General features: G+C 65.0%; 20 protein-coding genes. 4 read left to right on the top strand and 16 right to left on the bottom strand.

Going from position 1 to position 19,577, the window contains the following annotated elements; all coding sequences use genetic code 11:
• Nucleotides 1–59 precede the first annotated feature (59 nt).
• The gene (locus AC3FLX_RS10910) at nucleotides 60–1,136 is read left to right on the top strand and encodes an MBL fold metallo-hydrolase (RefSeq protein WP_488696383.1); all 1,077 of its coding nucleotides are present in this window, start codon (nucleotides 60–62) and stop codon (nucleotides 1,134–1,136) included.
• Here AC3FLX_RS10910 and AC3FLX_RS10905 read toward each other — a convergent pair.
• The 5 genes from AC3FLX_RS10905 to argS form a co-directional block, all read right to left on the bottom strand.
• Nucleotides 1,133–1,960 carry a helical backbone metal receptor gene (locus AC3FLX_RS10905; protein ID WP_488696381.1) on the bottom strand — a complete coding sequence of 276 codons (828 nt, stop codon included), beginning with the start codon at nucleotides 1,958–1,960 and terminating at the stop codon, nucleotides 1,133–1,135. The two genes, AC3FLX_RS10910 and AC3FLX_RS10905, sit on opposite strands and share 4 nt — an antisense overlap.
• Nucleotides 1,960–2,757, bottom strand: a complete 798-nt coding sequence (locus AC3FLX_RS10900; RefSeq protein ID WP_488696380.1) for an SDR family oxidoreductase — start codon at nucleotides 2,755–2,757, stop codon at nucleotides 1,960–1,962. Before AC3FLX_RS10900 ends, AC3FLX_RS10905 begins: the two co-directional genes overlap by 1 nt.
• A 346-nt stretch (nucleotides 2,758–3,103) precedes the next feature.
• Nucleotides 3,104–3,742: a thiol:disulfide interchange protein DsbA/DsbL gene (locus tag AC3FLX_RS10895; RefSeq protein WP_488696378.1), complete on the bottom strand. Its 639-nt coding sequence runs from the start codon at nucleotides 3,740–3,742 to the stop codon at nucleotides 3,104–3,106.
• A 114-nt stretch (nucleotides 3,743–3,856) separates the two neighbouring features.
• Nucleotides 3,857–4,591 (bottom strand): SPOR domain-containing protein, encoded by a 735-nt coding sequence (locus tag AC3FLX_RS10890; RefSeq protein WP_488696376.1) that lies wholly within the window; start codon nucleotides 4,589–4,591, stop codon nucleotides 3,857–3,859.
• Nucleotides 4,592–4,645: 54 nt separating this feature from the next.
• Nucleotides 4,646–6,466 (bottom strand): arginine--tRNA ligase, encoded by a 1,821-nt coding sequence (gene argS / locus AC3FLX_RS10885; protein ID WP_488696374.1) that lies wholly within the window; start codon nucleotides 6,464–6,466, stop codon nucleotides 4,646–4,648.
• Nucleotides 6,467–6,648: 182 nt separating this feature from the next.
• On the opposite strand from argS, the gene AC3FLX_RS10880 reads away from it, so the two are divergent.
• Nucleotides 6,649–6,969 carry a DUF1840 domain-containing protein gene (locus AC3FLX_RS10880; protein WP_488696373.1) on the top strand — a complete coding sequence of 107 codons (321 nt, stop codon included), beginning with the start codon at nucleotides 6,649–6,651 and terminating at the stop codon, nucleotides 6,967–6,969.
• 282 nt (nucleotides 6,970–7,251) lie between these two features.
• On the opposite strand, the gene AC3FLX_RS10875 is transcribed toward AC3FLX_RS10880, so the two are convergent.
• Together AC3FLX_RS10875 and AC3FLX_RS10870 are read right to left on the bottom strand one after the other, a co-directional pair.
• Nucleotides 7,252–7,671, bottom strand: a complete 420-nt coding sequence (locus AC3FLX_RS10875; RefSeq protein WP_488696371.1) for a DUF883 family protein — start codon at nucleotides 7,669–7,671, stop codon at nucleotides 7,252–7,254.
• 75 nt (nucleotides 7,672–7,746) lie between these two features.
• Complete coding sequence (locus tag AC3FLX_RS10870; RefSeq protein ID WP_066734861.1) at nucleotides 7,747–7,911, bottom strand: DUF1328 domain-containing protein; 165 nt, start codon at nucleotides 7,909–7,911, stop codon at nucleotides 7,747–7,749.
• Nucleotides 7,912–8,196: 285 nt separating this feature from the next.
• Here AC3FLX_RS10870 and AC3FLX_RS10865 point away from each other — a divergent pair, with 285 nt between their 5' ends.
• Nucleotides 8,197–9,588 carry a CHASE3 domain-containing protein gene (locus AC3FLX_RS10865; protein ID WP_488696369.1) on the top strand — a complete coding sequence of 464 codons (1,392 nt, stop codon included), beginning with the start codon at nucleotides 8,197–8,199 and terminating at the stop codon, nucleotides 9,586–9,588.
• A 41-nt stretch (nucleotides 9,589–9,629) separates the two neighbouring features.
• Here the strand turns inward: AC3FLX_RS10865 and AC3FLX_RS10860 are convergent, their stop codons facing one another.
• The 5 genes from AC3FLX_RS10860 to AC3FLX_RS10840 form a co-directional block, all read right to left on the bottom strand.
• Nucleotides 9,630–10,037 (bottom strand): response regulator, encoded by a 408-nt coding sequence (locus AC3FLX_RS10860; RefSeq protein ID WP_488696368.1) that lies wholly within the window; start codon nucleotides 10,035–10,037, stop codon nucleotides 9,630–9,632.
• 70 nt (nucleotides 10,038–10,107) lie between these two features.
• The gene (locus AC3FLX_RS10855; protein WP_061956399.1) at nucleotides 10,108–10,740 is read right to left on the bottom strand and encodes a response regulator; all 633 of its coding nucleotides are present in this window, start codon (nucleotides 10,738–10,740) and stop codon (nucleotides 10,108–10,110) included.
• 296 nt (nucleotides 10,741–11,036) lie between these two features.
• Nucleotides 11,037–11,429 carry a hypothetical protein gene (locus tag AC3FLX_RS10850; protein WP_488696366.1) on the bottom strand — a complete coding sequence of 131 codons (393 nt, stop codon included), beginning with the start codon at nucleotides 11,427–11,429 and terminating at the stop codon, nucleotides 11,037–11,039.
• Nucleotides 11,430–11,744: 315 nt separating this feature from the next.
• A complete protein-coding gene (metH, locus tag AC3FLX_RS10845) occupies nucleotides 11,745–14,492 on the bottom strand; it encodes a methionine synthase (RefSeq protein ID WP_488696364.1) in 2,748 nt (915 codons plus the stop codon).
• 36 nt (nucleotides 14,493–14,528) lie between these two features.
• Nucleotides 14,529–15,593, bottom strand: a complete 1,065-nt coding sequence (locus AC3FLX_RS10840; RefSeq protein ID WP_488696362.1) for a homocysteine S-methyltransferase family protein — start codon at nucleotides 15,591–15,593, stop codon at nucleotides 14,529–14,531.
• Between the two features lie 200 nt (nucleotides 15,594–15,793).
• Here AC3FLX_RS10840 and AC3FLX_RS10835 point away from each other — a divergent pair, with 200 nt between their 5' ends.
• Complete coding sequence (locus tag AC3FLX_RS10835; protein WP_488696360.1) at nucleotides 15,794–16,186, top strand: rhodanese-like domain-containing protein; 393 nt, start codon at nucleotides 15,794–15,796, stop codon at nucleotides 16,184–16,186.
• 92 nt (nucleotides 16,187–16,278) lie between these two features.
• On the opposite strand, the gene AC3FLX_RS10830 is transcribed toward AC3FLX_RS10835, so the two are convergent.
• The 4 genes from AC3FLX_RS10830 to AC3FLX_RS10815 all read right to left on the bottom strand — a co-directional run bounded on the left by AC3FLX_RS10830 (nucleotide 16,279) and on the right by AC3FLX_RS10815 (nucleotide 19,512).
• Nucleotides 16,279–16,536, bottom strand: coding sequence for a BTH_I0359 family protein (locus AC3FLX_RS10830; protein ID WP_061956410.1), 258 nt, complete (start codon nucleotides 16,534–16,536; stop codon nucleotides 16,279–16,281).
• 211 nt (nucleotides 16,537–16,747) lie between these two features.
• Nucleotides 16,748–17,578, bottom strand: a complete 831-nt coding sequence (locus AC3FLX_RS10825; RefSeq protein WP_488696359.1) for an alpha/beta fold hydrolase — start codon at nucleotides 17,576–17,578, stop codon at nucleotides 16,748–16,750.
• A gap of 46 nt (nucleotides 17,579–17,624) precedes the next feature.
• Nucleotides 17,625–18,695, bottom strand: coding sequence for a DUF3108 domain-containing protein (locus AC3FLX_RS10820; protein ID WP_488696357.1), 1,071 nt, complete (start codon nucleotides 18,693–18,695; stop codon nucleotides 17,625–17,627).
• Complete coding sequence (locus tag AC3FLX_RS10815; protein WP_488696355.1) at nucleotides 18,652–19,512, bottom strand: IclR family transcriptional regulator; 861 nt, start codon at nucleotides 19,510–19,512, stop codon at nucleotides 18,652–18,654. The genes AC3FLX_RS10820 and AC3FLX_RS10815 overlap by 44 nt, the downstream gene beginning before the upstream one ends.
• Between the last annotated feature and the right edge of the window lie 65 nt (nucleotides 19,513–19,577).

Here is a 19,577-nt window from a genome sequence, read left to right as displayed (position 1 = left end):
TGACAATCCAAAGTAGAGCGTGCCCCGCGAGCGCGCCGGAAATCGACGAGACAAACCCCATGAACGCACTCGAACATCAGCTTCAATATCCGTTTGGCGACACCATGCCGGAACCGGGCGCACGTCAGGAAGTGGCGCCGGGCGTCTACTGGCTGCGCATGCCGCTGCCGTTTGCGCTGGACCACATCAACCTGTGGCTGCTGCGCGACCGCATCGATGGCCGCGATGGCTGGACGATCATCGATTGCGGCATCACCAACGACGCCATCCGCGCGCACTGGGAAACCATCTTCGCCAACGAGCTGGAAGGGCTGCCCGTGCTGCGCGTGCTGGTGACGCACTGCCACCCCGACCACGTCGGCCTGGCGCACTGGCTCTGCAAACGATGGGACGTGCGCCTGTGGATGAGCCTGGGCGACTACATGTCCGCGCGCGTGATGGCGGGCGGCTCGGGCGTCGGCTCCAATGCCGGTGGCGATTTCGCGGCCAGCCATTTCGCGCGTCATGGCCTGGTCGATCCGGACAATCTCGAAAAGCTGCGCGCGCGCAAGAGCTACTACCCATCGCTGGTGCCGGACCTGCCGACCCAGTATCGGCGACTGATGGATGGCGACACCGTGCAGATCGGCGCCGATCCGGCCACGGCATCGTGGCGGGTCATCACCGGTTACGGCCACGCGCCTGAACACGTCGCGCTGTACAACGCCGCCACCAATGTGCTGATTTCCGGGGACATGGTGCTGCCGCGCATTTCCACCAATGTCAGCGTGTTCGACATGGAGCCGGAAGCCAATCCGCTGCAGCTCTACCTCGATTCGCTGGACAAGTACGAAGACCTGCCCGCCGACGTGCTGATCCTGCCGTCGCACGGCCGGCCGTTCCGCAATCTCCATACGCGGATCCAGCAACTGCGCGAGCACCACGTCGACCGGCTGGCGGAAACCGTGCAGGCCTGCGCCGAAAAGCCCTGCAACGCCCACGACATCGTCGGTGTGATCTTCCGCCGCCAGTTCGATATCCACCAGTTGACGTTCGCGATGGGCGAGGCGCTGGCGCACCTGCATGCGCTATGGCATCGCGGTGAATTGGCGCGCCGGGTGGACGAGGATGGCGTCGTGCGGTTTACGAAAGCCTAGAAGCCAGCCGCCAGCGTCTTCAGGTAGCGCGCGCCGGCCACGGCGCGGCTGCCATACCAGGACAGCATCTCGCCATCCACCAGCAGCACAGGCTTGCCGATCTGCCGCTCCAGCGCGTCGGCATGATCTTCGGTGAAGCGATACGGCTCGGTCGACAGCAGCACGGCGTCAAGCTCGCGCACCAGCGCGTCGCTCCAGCGGAACGTCGGATACCGCTCGCCCTCGGCATTCGGGCGGCTGCAGTCCCCATCGACGCAGGCCTCTGGCGCGGCGTCCGGCCACGTTGCCCAGTTGACCTGGGCCAGCATCTGGCTGATGTAGGTATCGCGCGCCACCGTCATCCACGGGTCCTGCCAGATCGCGTAAAGCACGCGCCGCGCGGGCCATGCCGTGTCGCGCAACGCGCCCAGCGCCGCGCGTAAATCGTCGGACAGCCGCGCGGCCTCGGCCTCGCGGCCGAATATTCCGCCGATCAGCGAATAGAGCGCGAAGTTGTCGTCCGGCTTGCATGGATGCGTGACGATGACGTGCGGCACAAATCCTCGGATTTCATCGACGGTTTCGCGGCGATTTTCGTCGATGTTCACGATCACATGGGTCGGCGCCAGCGCGCGCAGGCGGTCGAGCTTGACGTCCTTGGTGCCACCGACCTTTTCGACCGCCCGCACCGCGGGTTCGGGATGGATGCAGAAGCCGGTCCGCGCAACGGTCTGGTCCGCCAGTCCCAGATCGAACAACAACTCGGTGATCGACGGCACCAGCGATGCGATCCGCACCGTGCCGCGTGCCGGGCCGTGCTGCTGGCCGATTGCATCGGTCCACATCAGGCGCTCCGCGACTGGCGCGGCTTGCGTGGCGCGCGCCGGAACAGCGCGTCGTAAAGCCAGCGCGGCATGACATGCAGCACCGATGCCACCACGCCCATCTGCCACGGAATCACCGCAAAGCGCGAGCCAGCGGCGATCTTCCGCACAGCCTTGCGCGCGAAGACGTCGGCATCCATCAGAAACGGCATCCGGTACGGGTTGTGCGTCGTCATCGGCGTGCGGATATAGCCCGGCGCGATGGTCACCACGCGAATGCGCTCGCGCGACTGTTCGAGCCGCAGGCTTTCCAGCAGTTTGATCACGGCGGATTTCGATGCACTGTACGCGCCGCCGCCGGGCAGGCCACGGATGCCGGCCACGCTGGCAATGCCGACCAGCGTGCCACGCCAGCCGTCGGGGCCGGGCGGCTGGCTGCGCATCGGCGCCAGGAAAGGCTGAAACGTGGTCAGCGTGCCAAACCAGTTGGTGTCCATGACCGTGCGAAACACTTCCAGGTCCTCGCGCTCGCTGGCCACGGTGCCCACCGAGACGCCGGCGTTGGCAATCACGACATCGGGGCATCCGACATGCGCCAGGAAATCGGCGGCCGCGGCGTTCATGGCATCGGCATCCCGCACGTCGGCGGCGTAGAGGCGTACCGCATCAGGATTTGGCAGTGTGTTGGCAAACGCGCGAAGCGCGTCCTCACGTCGGCCGACCAGGCCGAGTGTGGCGCCCTGTTCCGCGTAGGCACGGGCCAGGGCCTGGCCAATTCCGCTGGAGGCGCCGGTCAGGAAGATTTTCTGGGAGTTCATGGGTGGGAATATAACGCGGCCGGCCATTGAAAGGCTGGCCCTCTCCCCCGCCCCTCTCCCGCAGGCGGGAGAGGGGAGAAAACCGAGGGTGATTGATACATCCACGGTCTGCCCGCTTTCTTCTGCGTCGCGGGAGAGGGGAGAAAACCGGGGGCGATTGATACGCCTACGGTCTGCCCGCCTTCTTCGGCGGCGCGGGAGAGGGGGAAAAAACGGCGGCGATTGATACGCCTACGGTCTGCCCGCTTCTTCCGCGTCGGTCAGCGCGTCAAATGGCCGCGCCGCCCAAAACAAAACAGCCCGGTGCATCGCTGCACCGGGCTGTTTGATTCGGTCCGATATTCGATCAGAGCTTCTTGTCGCGCACGCCCGTCACCAGGAAGTCCATCGCCTGGATCGCGGCACCCTTGGTACCAGCAATCGACGGCGAGGTTTCATACTTGCCCTGCACCACCACGGTCGGCACGCCATCGATCTTGTATGCGTCGGCGATCTTGTTGGCGCGCTGCGAGTTGGTGGTCACCGAGAACGAGTTGTAGGTGTCCAGCCATTGCTTGCGGTCGATACCGTTGGCAGCCATGAAGTCGGCAATCTCGTTCGGGTCCACCATGCGCTTGCGCTGCTTGTGGATCGCGTCGAAGACCTTGGTGTGCATGGCGTCGACCTTGCCCAGCGCTTCCAGCGCGTAGAAGATCTTCGTATGCGGCAGCAGGTCGTCGCGGAAGGCCACCGGCACCCGCTTGAACACCACGTCCTTGCCCTGCTTCTTGATCCACGCTTCCAGCTCCGGCTCGAAGTCGTAGCAGTGCGGGCAGCCGTACCAGAAGAATTCGGTCACTTCGATCTTGCCAGCGGGCACCGCCTGCGGGGCTTTCAGAACCGTGTAGTCCTTGCCTTCCGTCGGCGCGGCCATAGCGGCGGGCGCGGACATCAGCAGGCCGCTCACGGCGGCAGCGGTGGCGATCAATGCGGCGATTTTCTTCATGTCAGAAGGGCCTTACGGGTTGAACTTGCTCAACGAGCGAATGGATTGGGTCTATGACCCTGGCGGTGCAACTTGGTTCTCGATGCCGCCGCCAGTCCGGGTATTTTCGCCAGATTACTGCTTGGTGAAACGAATCACCGACGCGTCGAAGCCAGCCGACTGCAGGCGGTCGCGCGCGCGGTTCATGTCCTCGATCCGGTTGAACGGCCCCAGTCGAACGCGGTACATCTTGACGCCGTTGACATCGCGGTCGGTCACCTTGGCCTCGAAGCCCTGCATCGCCAGGTTGGCTTTCTGACGATCGGCGTCATCCTGCGACCGGAATGCACCAACCTGCAGCAGGTAGCCAACCTTGTTGGCATCGGCCTGGGCGATCTCGGCGATCGGGTCGGCCACCGGCTTCTCAGCCGGGCGTGCCGCCGGCTTTTCGGCAGGCTTCTCGGCCGGCTTGCTGGCCACGGCGCCATTGCTGGCGCCAGGTACCTCGGCCGGGCGGCTGGTCGCCGCGGGCGGTTGCTGCGGGGCGGCCGGCTGGTCGGGCTGGCCCACCGGCTTGGCCGGCGTCTTGCTCCACAGCGGCCGGTTCGGATCGGTCGGCTCGGCGTTCGGCTGGGCCTGCTGGGCCGGATTCGGCAGCGCGCTGGCCACATTGCCTGGTTCGGTCGGGCGCGGCGCGGGCGTGTTGCCGTTGCCCTTGAACGGGGCCGGCGACTTGGTGATATACAGCGCGATGACCACGGCAATGGCCAGGCCGACGATCAGCCCGAGCACCAGGCCCAGGAACGTGCCGCCACGCTGCGTCTGGCGATGGCGGACGGCGCGCGGAGCGCGCTTTGCATTGTGTTGCATGTAGTCCTCTTCGGTGATGCCGGGGATTATAGAGCCAGTCCGATGACGCGAAGTTCAGGCGGCCGGCGATTCCTGTTCCGGGGCGCGGTCCATGCGTTGCGGCGCCGATACGCCAATCACGGCCAGGCCGTTCTTGAGCACCTGCCGCGTGGCGGCCAGCAGCGCCAGGCGCGCGCGCTTGACGGTTTCATCGTCCACCAGCACGCGGTCGGCGTTGTAGAACGTGTGGAAGTCGCCAGCCAGGTCGCGCAGGTAGAACGCCACGGCATGCGGCGCCAGTTCGCCCGCCGCGGCGGCCAGCATGTCCGGGAACTCGGCCAGGCGGCGGCCCAGCGCGATGGCCTGCGGGCTGACGTCGGCCGCGGTCACGGCGGCCAGGTCCACGCCGGCCAGCTCCGGCAGGCGGGCCTGCCAGTCCGCGCCGCCCCATGCCTCGAAGATCGAGCAGATACGGGCATGGGCGTACTGGACGTAGTACACCGGGTTCTCGTCGTTCTGCTTCAGCGCCAGATCCACGTCGAACACGAATTCCGTGTCGGCCTTGCGCGACAGCAGGAAGAAGCGCACCGCATCGCGGCCGCGCGTGAAGTGCGCGGGCCAGTCGGCCACGCCGGCTTCCAGGCAGCCACGGATCGTATCGTCGCCGCCGTTGCTCCATTCGATCAGGTCGCGCACGGTCACGTACGAGCCGGCACGCTTGGAGATCTTCACCTCCTCGCCGTTCTTCATCACGGTGACCATCTTGTGCAGCACGTAGTCGGGGTAGCCCTTGGGAATGCCGATGTCCAGGCCCTGCAGGCCGGCGCGCACGCGGGCAATGGTGCCGTGGTGGTCGCTGCCCTGCACGTTGATGACCTTGGCGAAACCACGCTCCCACTTGGTGGTGTGGTAGGCCACGTCCGGCACGAAATACGTGTACGTGCCGTCGGACTTCTTCATGACGCGGTCCTTGTCGTCGCCGTCGTCAGTGGTGCGCAGCCACAGCGCGCCTTCGTTCTCGTACGTCTTGCCCTTCGAGATCAGCGACTGCACGGCGCCTTCCACGCGGCCGTCGCTGTACAGCGACGATTCCAGGTAGTAGCGGTCGAACTTGACGCCAAACGCCTGCAGATCGATGTCCTGCTCGTTGCGCAGGTAGGTCACGGCGAACTTCCGGATCGACTCGATATCCTCCACATTGCCCGACGCGGTCACCGGTTCGCCGTCCGAGGCCGAAACGGTCTTGCCGGCCAGGAAGTCGGCGGCGATATCGGCGATGTAGTCGCCGTTGTAGGCCGCTTCCGGCCAGCCGGCGTCACCGGGCTTCAGGCCGCGCGCACGTGCCTGGACCGACACAGCCAGCGTCTGGATCTGCACGCCGGCGTCGTTGTAATAGAACTCGCGGTGCACGTTCCAGCCCTGCCAGGCCAGCAGGTTGGCCAGCGCGTCGCCCAGGGCCGCCTGGCGGCCGTGGCCCACGTGCAGCGGGCCGGTCGGGTTGGCCGACACGAACTCGACCAGCACCTGGCCGTGCTCACCGGCCGGGCGCGCGCCGTAGCGGTCCGCGTCGGCCAGCACGGCGCGCAGCACCTCGGCGCGGGCGGCGGGGCTCAGGCGGAGGTTGATAAAGCCCGGGCCGGCAATCTCCAGCGCCGCCACCAGCGCCGACGCGCGCGGGTCGGCCTGGACGGCGTCCACCACCTTCTGCGCCAGTTCGCGGGGATTGGTCTTCAGCGCCTTGGCCACCTGCATGGCGATATTGCACGCCAGGTCGCCGTGGGCGGCCTGCTTGGGGCGCTCGAACGTGACCGCGGGCAGGGTGGCGTCGGCCGGGGCGAGCGCGCGCACGGCATCGGTGAACGCGGCGGCAAGTTGGGAGGTCTGAACAGGCAGCATGGATGTCTTGGCCCTGGAGGCTGGAATGCTTCCGGCGGGGGCGGGTCCAAAGTGAAGGCCCCGCCGCGCGCGCCGGCAGTGGAAATCGGGAAACGCGGAATTTTATCAGGTGCTATGCTGACATCATGCGACGGCCTGTGCGCCCCGCGCCCGCAATGTCGCGATACGTGAAAGGAAACATCATGCTGATCACCTTCAAATCCCACGCGGCGCAAGACCTGATCATGATGAAAGATCTTGCCATCACGCTGCTTGGCATCATCGGCAAGCATCTGGGCGAACGCGGGGTGATCACGTCCGAGGAAATGCCGGCGGCAATCCGCAAGCTGGAAGCCGCCGTCCAGGACGCGAAGAAGGTTCATCCCGCCGATACCACGGTCCACCCCGGCCCGGACGACGAGCGCGAAGAAGAACCGCTGCACCTGGGCCAGCGCGCCTTCCCGTTCCTGGACATGCTGCGCGCCTCGCAGAAGGAAGGCACCAACGTGATGTGGGGCGTCTGACCCCGCTTCGCGCCCCGCTCCGCTCCACCGCGCACGCCAAGGCGCCGCCGTCCGCGCGGCGCCGGTACTGACCGCTCCCCGGCGGCCTTCTCGCCCGCCCGCCCCGATTCGCCTCCAAGCAGAAAGCAAACTGAAAGGTTCGGCGCCTGCATGAGCGGAACGCATAAAAAAACCCGAACACCGCTTGGGTGTCCGGGCGTCCCGGATCAGGGATATATCCGGAAAGGGGGTTGTTGCTGGGGTAAGGGGAGCGTCCCTCGAATTTCGTGCCGCTTTCGCGCGCTACTCGCCGTTGCGCCGTGCCGCCAGCAGCAGTCCGACACAGGCACCCACCAGCGCCGCGATGCCCACCGCCTTGAGCGGCGACTCGACAACGCGCTGGCGCCCGTGATCGACGGCCACGTCGACCTGGCCGCGCGCCCAGTGCACGCCGTCGATGCCGCGTTCCCGCATGCGGTCGGTCAGGTCGTGAGCGCGCGCGCGCAACCGGCGGCCGGCGGCCATGCCTTCGGCGGAGCCTTCACGCGCCAGCACATCGATGGTCTGCTGGAGTTGCGCGATCAGAGCCTTGACCTCGTCCGATACGGGCGCCACGGCATCGCGGGTATCGCGCGCGGCATGCCGGATGTGGCGCACCGCGGCGTCGGCGCTGTCTTGCAGGTGGTTGATTTCCTTCCGGATCTTTGGATTCTGCGTGAGCATGGGTACTCCTTTGTCCATTCCTTGGCGTGGCGGCCCACGGCCGGTGGCCGTCCGCGGGCCACGCATTGCTGGCGCTTACCGTCGACGCACCAGTCCCATCACGGCCGCTACCAGGGCCACGACCAGGAAGATGAAGAACAGGATCTTTGCGATTTCCACCGCGCCGGCCGCAATACCGCCGAAGCCGAAGATAGCCGCCACCAGGGCGACAATGAAAAAGACGAGTGCGTAGTACAGCATGACCAGTCTCCCGAGGTTAACGAGCGCACCAGCCTGGTGGCGCGTTCGGCTTGCGCCACGGTGCACAAGCTCATAGCCTCATCCTAGGGTTCCACCTGTAGACCGCACACCGAAACCAGACCGATTCAGATGTCAGCCAAGTCCTACAACGCGCGCCGCGCCGCACCGGATGCGAAGCCGCAGCCGTGCCGGTACGATTGACCGCACTGACCTCATGTGATTCCATGTCCGCTCGTTCGCTCGCCCGAACGGGCGCACATCTCAACCGCTGATTGCCGATTGCCGATGGCCAAGCATTCCTTACTCCTGAGAAACACCCTGCTGCTGGCCGGCGGCATCGTGCTGACACTGGCCGTGCTGATCGCGTCGGAAACGGGCAACCTGCGCCTGCGCGAAGGCTATACCGAGGCCATCCGTTCCCAGCAGTTGCAGAGCGACCTGGGCGCGTTGATGGGCGAACTGGTCAATGCCGAAGCGGGGCAGCGCGGTTTTCTGCTGACCGGCAAGGACAGCTACCTGGACCCGTATTACAAGGCACTGCCGCACATCACCGAGCTGATGGCACGCATCCGCCAGCACTATGCGAACGACCCCGAAGGGCTGCGCCAGTTTGGAGAAGCGTCGCAGTTCGTCACGCGCAAGCTCAACGAGATGGCACTGACGCTGGTGTATGGCAAGCGCGATGTCGACGTGGCGCTGGACATGATTCGCACCGACTTCGGCAAGCAGACGATGGAAAGCGCGCGGCGCGGCCTGGAACACCTGCAGGTACGTGAATCGGGCACGGTCACGCACAACCTGGAAGCGGCCGAGCACGATCTGCAACTGTCACGCTATGGCATCGGCCTGCTGACCGCGATCAACATCCTGCTGCTCGTGGCAGTGGGGCTGGGCCACCAGCGCCGCATGAAGATGGCCGAGGCGGCGCGCGCGCAACTCGAAGAAGAAAGCGCCCGACTGGACCGCAAGGTGCGCGCGCGCACGCGCCAGCTATCCGCGCTGGCAGCCCACCTGCAGCGTGTGACGGAAGATGAGAAAACGCGGCTGGCAAGGGAACTGCACGACGAACTCGGCGCGATTCTCACTGCCATCAAGCTGGACCTGCATTGGGTGAAGATGCGCGTGCAGGCGTCGCACCCCGACGCGCGCGACAAGATCACGCGCGTGATGCAGCACGCGGACCAGGCCATCCAGATCAAGCGCCGCCTGATCGAGGACCTGCGTCCAACCGTGCTGCTGAACCTGGGCCTGCGCGAAGCCATCGTGCAGCATGTGGAGGATGTGGGCGCGCGCAACCAATGGGACACGAAACTGGACCTGCCCGAGTCGCTGCCACCGCTGCGCGACAACGCCGCCATCGCGCTGTATCGCATCGTGCAGGAGTCACTGACCAACGCCAGCAAGTACGCCAATGCAAAACACATTTCGGTTGCCCTGGCCTGCACCAGCCAGCAACTGACGATGAGCGTGCGCGACGACGGCCGTGGCCTGCCGCCCGATTTCGATGCGGGCAGCATCGCGGGCCATCATGGCTTGCTCGGGATGGAACAGCGGGTGCTGGCGCTGGGCGGGACGATCGATGTCGACTCCTCGCCGGGCCAGGGCGTGTCGATCCGCATCGAGGTGCCGCTGACCACCAGCGTCCTGGCACCGCCGGAAGAAACCACCGAAATCTGAGTCGCCGCCGGACGCCGGGCGGCGCCCGCTTGCGCGGCCGGTTAAGACGCCGACGTCGCGTAGTCCTCGATCACGCGGAACACCTGCTCCAGTTCCAGCGACTTGTCGAAGAAATAGTCGGCGCCCGCCTCCGTGCACTGGCGCCGGTACATCGATACCTGCGCGTGATTGGTGTAGACAATGCGGATGCCGGACAAGCGGGCTTTCTGCATCTCGCGTAGCACGTTGATGCCATTGCCCTGACGCAGCTGCAGGTCGACGATCGACACATCGTAGTTGCCGTGCGTGGCCAGTTTCACCGCCCCGCTTTCCGTATCGGCCCAGTCCACCGATTCCACGAACGGAAAGGCCGTGAGGTATTCCAGCAGCATGCCCCGTAGTACCTCGGAGTCCTCGATCAGGAGGACCCGCAGCGAACGGTTGGATGAGGCCGAGGCTTGCTCCGGCATGGCGCTAGGCAACTGTCAGGCGAAGGGGTTGGCGATCAGTGATGCGCGCATGATGAATACGAAAGCCGGCCTATTCCACGAGTCCGTTTTTGATGGCGTAGTAGGTCAGATCGGCATTGGTCTTCATGCCCATTTTCTCCAGGATGCGGGAGCGGTAGGTACTCACGGTTTTGACGCTGAGAAACAGCTCATCGGCAATCACCGATACCGACTGGCCGCGCGAGAGTTTGCAGAAGATCTGGAACTCCCGCTCGGAAAGCGTCTGGTGAACGGGCTGCTCGGTCGGTTTGTCGAGTCCACCGATCAGCAGGTCCGCAACGGTGGGACTCACGTAGCGGCGACCCTGCGCCACGGTCCGGATGGCCTTGACCAGGTCGTCGGGCGCCGACTCCTTGGTCAGATAGCCTGAAGCGCCGGCACGGATCAGGTTGATCGCGTACTGGTCTTCCGGATAGGTGGACAGGATCAGCACCGGCAGGTTGGGCAGGCGCTGACGAATAAGCTTCAGCACATCGATGCCGTTGCGGTCCGGCATCGAAATATCGAGTACGAGCACGTCGAACTCGCTGTCGCGCAACTGCGCCATCACTTCGTCGCCACTGGCGGCTTCGCCCGTCACCTTGATGTCGGGTTCCTCGGAAATGAACTGGCGCAGACCGGCGCGCACGATCTCATGATCGTCGGCGATCAAGACGCGGATCATCGGTGTCTCCACGGTGAGGGGGCGGCCCGTCTGCCGTGAGACGGCCGGGCCGGTTCCCTGCATTGTAGTGCCGGCCCAACGCGGAATATGTCGGTGTCAGGCTGACATGACGCGCCACGGCGACACTTCGGGAACGCTATGAAAACGTCCGATGGGGGAATCCGGCGCGGCGAAAATGCTGCATTGCGGCGGCGTGGCCGGCAACGCAAAACGGGCGCCCCAAGGGGCGCCCGTCCGTCCATTCGCAGCGACGATGCCGGGGCGGTCTGGAGGGCCCGCCCGGCATCGCTGGCCGGTTACTTCGTAGTCGTGCTCGCGCCGGCGTCGGCACCAGCCGCGGCGCCCAGCGTATCGCCCTTCTTCGACTTCGACTTGGCGTGGCTGGTGTGCTTGCCCTTGCTTTCCTTGTCAGTGGTGGTCGACGAAGCGGTTGTATCGTTGTGCGCCTTCGCGCCCAGGCTGGCCTTGCTGCCCGAATCCGCCGAACTCGGGCTGGCCGGCGTTACCGCGCCACCCGCTGCTCCACCGGCATTGATACCGGCATTGGCGCTTGCATTCGGGGAGGGTGCGTTCACGGAGGCTCCAACGCCGGTTTGGGTGCCAACCGTGGCACCGGTGCCTTGGGCCATCGCCAGCGACGAGGCAGCAGCAATCGACAGGGCGGACAGAGAGATCAGCAGCTTCTTCATGGGAGAGACTCCTTTACTGAATGCTCCGCGGCGAAACATTCGCTGCGGCATTCACGCGGTGTCACGTGAACTGGGTTCCAGTCTATGGAGCTAACCCCGGCCGGTCTGTGAGCACTTGTCAGCTTCTGTAAGCAGTCGTGAAGACATTGCGAACATTGTCGGAGAGCGACTCACACGTCCCGCCAGATAACGTGTCGGTCATATTCTCCTTACGTTTCAACGCTATCGATCGCGCATGCGGGCAATAAAAAACCGGGATGCCACTGTCACGCGGCATCCCGGCCATTGCAACTGCTTACAGCTTCAGTGAAGCAATTACAGGTTTGGCGCCAGCGCCCGCTCCAGCGTCAGGCGATCTTCGCCGCGGCGGGCCACCATATCGTCGAGTTGGTCCTGCCCGATCTTGCCGACGCTGAAATACGTCGAGTCCGGATGCGCCAGGTAGAAGCCGCTCACCGACGCGGCCGGCGTCATCGCCAGCCCCTCGGTGATGCCCATGCCGATCTCGGTCGCATCGAGGAATTCGAACACGGGCGCCTTCACCGTATGTTCCGGGCACGCCGGATAGCCCGGTGCCGGACGGATACCGCGATACGCCTCGGAGATCAGCTGATCGTTGTTCAGCGTCTCGCCGGCGTCGTAACCCCAGAGGTCCTTGCGCACGCGCTCGTGCAGGCATTCGGCAAAGGCTTCGGCCAGGCGGTCGGCCAGCGCCTTGAGCATGATCGCGCTGTAGTCGTCATGATCCGCTTCGAACTGCGCTTCCTTTTTGTCTACGCCGATACCGGCCGTGACCGCAAACAGGCCAATGTAGTCCGCCACGCCGCTCGACTTCGGCGCGATGAAGTCGGCCAGGCAGCGATTGGGACGGCGCACGCCGTCCACCACGGGGCGTTCGCTTTGCTGACGGAGGTTGTGCCAGGTCAGCGCCACCTTGCTGCGCGATTCGTCGGTGTAGATCTCGATATCGTCGTCATTGACCGTGTTGGCCGGCAGCAGCGCCATCACGCCATTGGCGGTCAGCCAGCGGCCCTGGATCAGGCGGGCGAGCATGCTCTTGCCGTCGGAGTACACCCGGCGTGCCGATTCGCCAACGATCTCGTCGTTGAGGATGTCCGGGAATTTGCCGGCCAGGTCCCACGTCTGGAAGAACGGGCCCCAGTCGATGTAGTTGGCCAGTTCCGACAGGTCGTAGTTACGGAACACGCGGCGGCCGATGAACTTCGGCTTTGGCGGCACGTAACCGTTCCACTCGATCGGCGTCTTGTTGGCACGCGCCTGCGCCAGCGTCACCATCGGCGTGGCCTTCTTGTTGGCGTGCTGGGTGCGGATGCGATCGTAGTCGGACTTCAGGTCGTCCAGGTACTTCGCGGCGCCTTCATCGGACAGCAGGCTCGATGCCACGCTGACCGAGCGCGAAGCGTCCGGCACGTAGACCACGGGACCTTCGTAGTTCGGCGCGATCTTGACCGCCGTATGCACGCGCGACGTGGTGGCGCCGCCAATCAGCAGCGGAATCTTCTTCACGCGGAAGTAGTCGTCGCGCTGCATCTCGGACGCCACGTAGGCCATTTCCTCAAGCGACGGCGTAATCAGACCGGACAGGCCCACGATATCCGCGCCCTCGACCTTGGCTCGCGCCAGGATCTCGTTGCACGGCACCATCACGCCCATGTTCACGACTTCAAAGTTGTTGCACTGGAGCACCACCGACACGATGTTCTTGCCGATGTCGTGCACGTCGCCCTTCACGGTCGCGATCACGATCTTGCCCCGTGCGCGCACATCGCCGCCAGCTTCGGCCAGCAAGCGTTTCTCTTCCTCGATGAACGGCAGCAGGTGCGCCACGGCCTGCTTCATCACGCGCGCGCTCTTGACCACCTGCGGCAGGAACATCTTGCCCGCGCCGAACAGGTCGCCGACGATGTTCATGCCATCCATCAGCGGGCCTTCGATGACCTCGATCGGACGTCCGCCGCGCGCTTCCACCTGCTGGCGCACTTCCTCGGTGTCCTCGACGATGAACGTGGTGATGCCATGTACCAGCGCGTGCGCCAGGCGCGCGCCCACCGGCACCGGCGCCTCGGGCGTGCCGCGCCAGGCCAGGTTCTCTTCCTTCTTCTGCCCGCCGCCCTTGAAGCGGTCAGCCACCTCAAGCAGGCGATCGGTGGCGTCATCGCGGCGGTTCAGCACCACGTCTTCCACGCGCTCGCGCAGTTCGGCATCGAGCTGGTCGTACACGCCGAGCTGGCCGGCGTTGACGATGCCCATGTCCATGCCCGCCGCGATGGCGTGGTACAGGAACACGGTGTGGATGGCCTCGCGCACCGTGTCGTTGCCACGGAACGAGAACGACACGTTCGACACGCCGCCGCTCACCTTCGCGTACGGCAGGTTCTGCTTGATCCAGCGCGTGGCCTCGATGAAGTCCACCGCGTAATTGTTGTGTTCCTCGATACCCGTGGCCACCGCGAAGATGTTCGGATCGAAGATGACGTCTTCGGGCGGGAAGCCCACCTCGTTCACCAGGATGTCGTAGCTGCGCTTGCAGATCTCGGTCTTGCGAGCGAACGTGTCGGCCTGCCCCTTTTCATCGAACGCCATCACCACCGACGCGGCGCCATAGCGGCGAATCAGCTCGGCATGGTGGCGGAACTGTTCCTCGCCTTCCTTGAGCGAGATCGAGTTCACCACGGCCTTGCCCTGCACGCACTGCAGCCCGGCCTCGATGACGTCCCACTTCGACGAGTCGATCATGATCGGCACGCGCGCGATGTCCGGCTCCGATGCAATCAGATTCAGGAAGCGAACCATCGCCGCCTTCGAATCGAGCATCGCCTCGTCCATGTTGATGTCGATGATCTGCGCGCCGTTTTCGACCTGCTGGCGGGCCACCGCCAGTGCCTCGTCGAACTGGCCGTTCAGGATCATGCGGGCGAATGCCTTGGAACCGGTGACGTTGGTGCGCTCGCCGACGTTGACGAACAGCGTGTCGTCATCGATCGTGAACGGTTCCAGGCCGGACAGGCGCATCGGACGCGGGGGCAGGTTTTGCTGGCTCATGATGTCTGTTCTCAAATGCTCGGTGCGTGCGATGGTTCAGGCTGCCTGTCCGGCATCGTCGCGGTATTGGCCGGGCCACGTGCGCGGCGCCTTGTTTGCCACGCTGCGCGCGATTGCGGCGATATGGTCGGGCGTGGTGCCGCAGCAGCCGCCCACCAGGTTCACCAGGCCCGACGCGGCGAACTCCTCCACCAGCGCCGAAGTGACTTCGGGCGTTTCGTCGAAGCCCGTGTCGCTCATCGGATTCGGCAGGCCGGCGTTCGGGTAGCACGACACCGCCGCGTCGCACACCTTGGCCAGTTCGGCGATGTACGGACGCATCAGCGTGGCGCCCAGTGCGCAGTTCAGGCCGAACGTGACCGGCTTGGCATGGCGCAGGCTGTTCCAGAATGCTTCGACGGTCTGGCCGGACAGGATGCGGCCCGAGGCATCGGTCACGGTGCCCGAGATCATCACCGGCACGCGCTCGCCGGTGTCCTCGAACAACTGGTCGATGGCGAACAGCGCGGCCTTGGCGTTCAGCGTGTCGAAGATCGTTTCGACCAGGAAGACATCGGCGCCGCCGTCGAGCAGGCCCTTGCCCTGTTCGTAGTACGAATCGCGCAGTTCTTCGAACGTGACGTTGCGCGCGCCAGGATCGTTGACGTCGGGGCTGATGCTCGCGGTCTTCGGCGTCGGGCCGAAAGCGCCGGCCACGAAGCGCGGCTTGTCGGGCGTGCTGTACTTGTCGCAGGCGGCGCGCGCAAGCCGGGCGGCCTCGACGTTCATTTCGTACGCCAGTTCCGCCATCTTGTAGTCTTCCTGCGCCACGCGCGTCGCGCCGAACGTGTTCGTCTCGATCAGGTCCGCGCCGGCGGCCAGGTATTGCTCGTGGATTTCGCTGATGACCTGCGGACGTGTCAGCAGCAGCAGTTCGTTGTTGCCCTTCACGTCGATCGAATGGTCGGCAAAGCGCGTGCCGCGATACTCGGCCTCACCGAGCTTGTAGCGCTGGATCATCGTGCCCATCGCACCATCGAGGATCAGGATGCGTTCGCGCAGCAGACGGGGCAGGCTGGCAGCCCGGGTATAGGGGCGGGAGATCGATTGGACAGCGCTCATGGTGGGGCTTGGTTGATGTCGCGCCCGACCGGCAAAGGCCGGGACGTGCGCAATTTGGGCAAGAGGGCGATTTTATCAGGTAGATCAATGGATTGCGGACTGCCTGCCGATGATGGCCCGCGGCTTCGGGCACGGTTGTCAGCGGAAGTCGCCCCGCCTACACTGGGAGACGTATTCGCCACGAATTCCGACCGGTTCCCATGCAACATCTGAGCCCCAACGACGCCCGCGCCCTGCTGGACGCCGAACCCGACGCGCTGTTCATCGACTGCCGCAGCGAGATGGAGTATCTGTTCGTCGGCCATCCGCAAGGCGCGCACAACGTGCCGTGGAACGATGGCCCCGACTGGGAGGTCAATCCGCACTTCGTCCAGGCGGTGAAGAAGCTGGCCGGCCATGTGTCCGCCCGGCCCGTGCTGCTGATCTGCCGCAGCGGCAACCGCTCTTCGGCGGCCGCGCGTGCGCTGGAAGGCGCCGGCTTCACCACCGTCTACAACGTCCTGCATGGCTTCGAAGGCGACCTGGACGCACAGCGCCACCGCAATACGATCAACGGCTGGCGGCACGACGGCCTGCCCTGGGAACAGTATTAACAGTATTGATCGCTATTCCCGGAATTTCCGCGCCGGAATGAAAACACCCGCTCGGCGAGCGGGTGTTTTGCTTGGGGATGAACCGATAACGCTCAGTGCATCACCAGCGGATTGTTCATGACGGTGTCGAACTTGCCTAGAAACTCGTCAACTTCCTCAACGGATGGCTCGCTCTCGATCAGACGCGTCACGTCGGCGCGGAAGGTCTCGGCCATATGACCACCGAGGAAAATTTCGCGTTTCAGGTTCTTGTCGACGATTTCGTAGCCGCCCGAGGCAAGGGTCGCATGCTCGACATCTGCTCCAAACTCGACAATGCAGTAATTGTCGCTGTTGTAGATCATTTGCATCGCACTTCCTCCTGGCGTATGGTTGGCGCCCTTTCTGCCGCTTATTGGGGGCGCGATTTCCTCTCCAAGCTGAGGGTAGTCGTCCGTAATTCAAGTTATGTCATTCAGACGAACCTTGCGTGCTTTTGCTGCCCTCGTATCCTTGGGCATCGGCGGCTTTCGCAAGTTCTTGAGCGCCGTGCACCAGTGTGTTGCGATCTTCGCAATGGCGTTACGGAATATCACACTGCCCGCCACACGCCGCATGCCCCAGGAACGCATCGAAGATCGCATGGAAGCGTTCCGGTTGCTCGATGAAAGACAGGTGCGCGGCGTCAGGCAGAACCTCCAGCTTCGCACCGTGTATCTTTTCTGCAATGGATTGTGCCATTGATACCGGCGCACCCTCATCGTTTGCCCCTGTTACCACCAGGGTCGGGCAGTGGATGCGGCCAATCGCGTCGACCAGGTCGAACGCGACGATGGCCTGCGCCACGCCCACATAGCCCTGCACCGGCGTGCCAAGTAGCATCCGGCTGATTCGTTCCACCACGTCGGGGTGGCTGTCCCGGAACGGCTGCGTGAGCCAGCGCTCCATCGTCGACTGCACCATCCCCGCCATGCCATGCGCCTCGGCCTGCCCGATGCGGTTCGCCCACATCGGATGGGCTTCCATCGGAGTGTGGTGAATCGTGTCCACCAGCGTCAGCGACAGCAGACGGTCCGCATGGCGCACGCCCATCGTCTGGGCGATCATCCCGCCCACCGACACCCCGCACACGTGTGCCTGGCCAATGTCCAGCGCGTCCATCAGCGCCACCGCATCATCGGCCAGCCGCGCCATCGTGTAGGCGCCCACGGGCGCGTCGCTGCCGCCGTGGCCGCGCAGGTCGAAACGCAGTATCCGATAGCGATCGCACAGATGGCGCGTGGTGTCGTCCCACAGAGTCAGATTCGCACCCAGTGCGTGAAGCAGGACTACCCACGGTCCCTCGCGGCCATCGATGCGCGCGTGGAGCTGGACATCTCCGGCCCGGATTCGCTGCGCCAATGTGTCAGGCATGTTTCAGTCTCCCGCGTCGTCACTTCGAGCGCGAACTGCGTCGGCATCACCGCCCTTCACTACTACGATAGACGAGATCGATCTGAGTGCCATCAGGCTCCGTCTGACGAAGGCGCGCCGGCATCCAGTTCAGCGACGGCGCGAGCCAGATTTCCACGCGGCGTTTGTCGCCCGCGTGGCGCGGCAGCCTCATGAAGTGCTTTGTACGCACCATATCGGTGCCGATATCGATGTCTTCGTCGCCGACATACTGAATCTGCATGCCTTCGACTTCGCGGGTGTCGGCCACATTGAATGTCTCGGTCACACCCGGCGTGACATAGCGTTGCGGGTCGCCGCGCGCCCAGCCCACCAGTTGCAGGAAGATGCTGAAGCGATCCTGGAAGGCGGTGGGCATGGCCACCTGGCCACCTCGCGTTTCAAACACGACAGAATTTGCCGCGTGGTCGAAGCGCGCGGTTTCCACCTTGCTGCGGCGCGCCTCTTCGTAGCGGGTGGGCGCCAGGCCCCGCTCGCCGATGTCGCCCGAACTCTGGAACGCGAAGCGGAACCACAACACGCGCGTTTCAACGGCAAGCCGGTAGTGCTGGCCGTCCTGTTCCCAGCGAATGATGCCGTCGGGATTCTGTACGCCGTTGACGAAACTTGCATAGCGCATGGTGACCGAGCCGGGTGCCGAATAGCGCGGGGCGGGCGGACCGGGCGGCGGCGCCTGCGCGGCCGGTGGCGCGGGCGCGGGCGCGGCCTGCGTGCCGGTGCCACCGGCGCCGGCATTGGCGGCCGTCTCGCCCCCTTCCGCCGTGACCAGTGCGGGAGCCGATGATTCCGGAGTGGGCTCCGGCACTGGAACGGGCGTTTGCGCCTGCGACGGGCGACGCGGCGCTGTACGAGGGGGAACGGCCGGTGCGGGCGGCTTTGGCGGGGGCAGCAGGATTGCCTCGATCGTCGGCATCTCGCGCGGAGGATCGGGCAATGACGGGAGCGACACGCGCACCAGACCAAGCAGCAACAGGCCGTGCGCGATCGCCACCAGCGCGATCACCGCTATCCAGCGGCGCAGGCGCCGTGGACGCTCAGGAGGGTTCGCCGTCCCTTCCGGACGGCTGGCTGTCGCCAAGATAACCAAGTTCCGAAGAAATCTGCCGCGCAATCTCGCGCACACGGCGGTCGACTGTTCCGCCCCATTCTGCATCGAATACGCTCTGCGCGCCGAGCACGATCAACGCCATCGACAGGTGCCCGTTGGCATCGAACACGGGCGTCGAGATGGCGTTGATACCGGGCAGCACGCCGCCTCGCGTGCGCGCCGCGCCATGCTCGCGCACGTTGGCGCAGATGGCGTCGTACTCGGCCAGCGACGCGGGCATGTCCGGCAATTCGACGTCGCCGCGCGTGGCCAGTTCGCGTTCGATCAACGGCAGTGTCTGACGCCGCGACAGGTACGCGCCATACAGCCGCCCCGTGGCCGAATTGAGCATCGGCATCACGTCGCCCAGACGCAGGCTCACGCTGACCGGATGACTCGACTCCTCCCAATGAACGATGGTCGGGCCATGATTGCCCCATACGGCGATGCCCGCGGTCTGGTCGATCTCGTCACGAAGCTGCGACAGAATCGGCCTGGCCTTGCGCACGGGATCGAGCCGGTTCAGGCCGGCCAGCCCAAGCTGCAATGCAAACGGCCCGAGGTCGTAACGCTGGCTCACCGCGTCCTGCGCCACGGCGCCGAGGCGCTGAAAGCTGACCAGGTAGCGATGCGCCTTGGCCGGGTTCATGTCCGCGGCCGCGGCCAGATCGCGCAGCATCATCGCGCGCGGCGATGCCGCCAGGGCTTGCAACAGCCGGAATCCGACCTCGATGGACTGGATGCCCGCGCGTTTTGTATCGTCGCGAGCATCGTCGTCGCGGGAGTCGTCGTCGTCCACAACGGTCATGCGTGAGTTGAGAAACTGGAATGTGATGTGGCCATTCTATACAAGGCCCAAGGGCGGCCCCTGGC

The organism is Cupriavidus sp. 291-E7 (genome assembly GCF_057798835.1).
The sequence above is the reverse complement of the archived record's forward strand: the minus strand, read 5'-3'. Positions and strand labels throughout refer to the sequence as shown.

Coding starts and splice junctions, on each gene's coding strand:
- AC3FLX_RS10910 (WP_488696383.1), top strand. CDS start 60: ATGAACGCACTCGAACATCAGCTTCAATATCCGTTTGGCGACACCATG.
- AC3FLX_RS10905 (WP_488696381.1), bottom strand. CDS start 1,960: ATGTGGACCGATGCAATCGGCCAGCAGCACGGCCCGGCACGCGGCACG.
- AC3FLX_RS10900 (WP_488696380.1), bottom strand. CDS start 2,757: ATGAACTCCCAGAAAATCTTCCTGACCGGCGCCTCCAGCGGAATTGGC.
- AC3FLX_RS10895 (WP_488696378.1), bottom strand. CDS start 3,742: ATGAAGAAAATCGCCGCATTGATCGCCACCGCTGCCGCCGTGAGCGGC.
- AC3FLX_RS10890 (WP_488696376.1), bottom strand. CDS start 4,591: ATGCAACACAATGCAAAGCGCGCTCCGCGCGCCGTCCGCCATCGCCAG.
- argS (WP_488696374.1), bottom strand. CDS start 6,466: ATGCTGCCTGTTCAGACCTCCCAACTTGCCGCCGCGTTCACCGATGCC.
- AC3FLX_RS10880 (WP_488696373.1), top strand. CDS start 6,649: ATGCTGATCACCTTCAAATCCCACGCGGCGCAAGACCTGATCATGATG.
- AC3FLX_RS10875 (WP_488696371.1), bottom strand. CDS start 7,671: ATGCTCACGCAGAATCCAAAGATCCGGAAGGAAATCAACCACCTGCAA.
- AC3FLX_RS10870 (WP_066734861.1), bottom strand. CDS start 7,911: ATGCTGTACTACGCACTCGTCTTTTTCATTGTCGCCCTGGTGGCGGCT.
- AC3FLX_RS10865 (WP_488696369.1), top strand. CDS start 8,197: ATGGCCAAGCATTCCTTACTCCTGAGAAACACCCTGCTGCTGGCCGGC.
- AC3FLX_RS10860 (WP_488696368.1), bottom strand. CDS start 10,037: ATGCCGGAGCAAGCCTCGGCCTCATCCAACCGTTCGCTGCGGGTCCTC.
- AC3FLX_RS10855 (WP_061956399.1), bottom strand. CDS start 10,740: ATGATCCGCGTCTTGATCGCCGACGATCATGAGATCGTGCGCGCCGGT.
- AC3FLX_RS10850 (WP_488696366.1), bottom strand. CDS start 11,429: ATGAAGAAGCTGCTGATCTCTCTGTCCGCCCTGTCGATTGCTGCTGCC.
- metH (WP_488696364.1), bottom strand. CDS start 14,492: ATGAGCCAGCAAAACCTGCCCCCGCGTCCGATGCGCCTGTCCGGCCTG.
- AC3FLX_RS10840 (WP_488696362.1), bottom strand. CDS start 15,593: ATGAGCGCTGTCCAATCGATCTCCCGCCCCTATACCCGGGCTGCCAGC.
- AC3FLX_RS10835 (WP_488696360.1), top strand. CDS start 15,794: ATGCAACATCTGAGCCCCAACGACGCCCGCGCCCTGCTGGACGCCGAA.
- AC3FLX_RS10830 (WP_061956410.1), bottom strand. CDS start 16,536: ATGCAAATGATCTACAACAGCGACAATTACTGCATTGTCGAGTTTGGA.
- AC3FLX_RS10825 (WP_488696359.1), bottom strand. CDS start 17,578: ATGCCTGACACATTGGCGCAGCGAATCCGGGCCGGAGATGTCCAGCTC.
- AC3FLX_RS10815 (WP_488696355.1), bottom strand. CDS start 19,512: ATGACCGTTGTGGACGACGACGACTCCCGCGACGACGATGCTCGCGAC.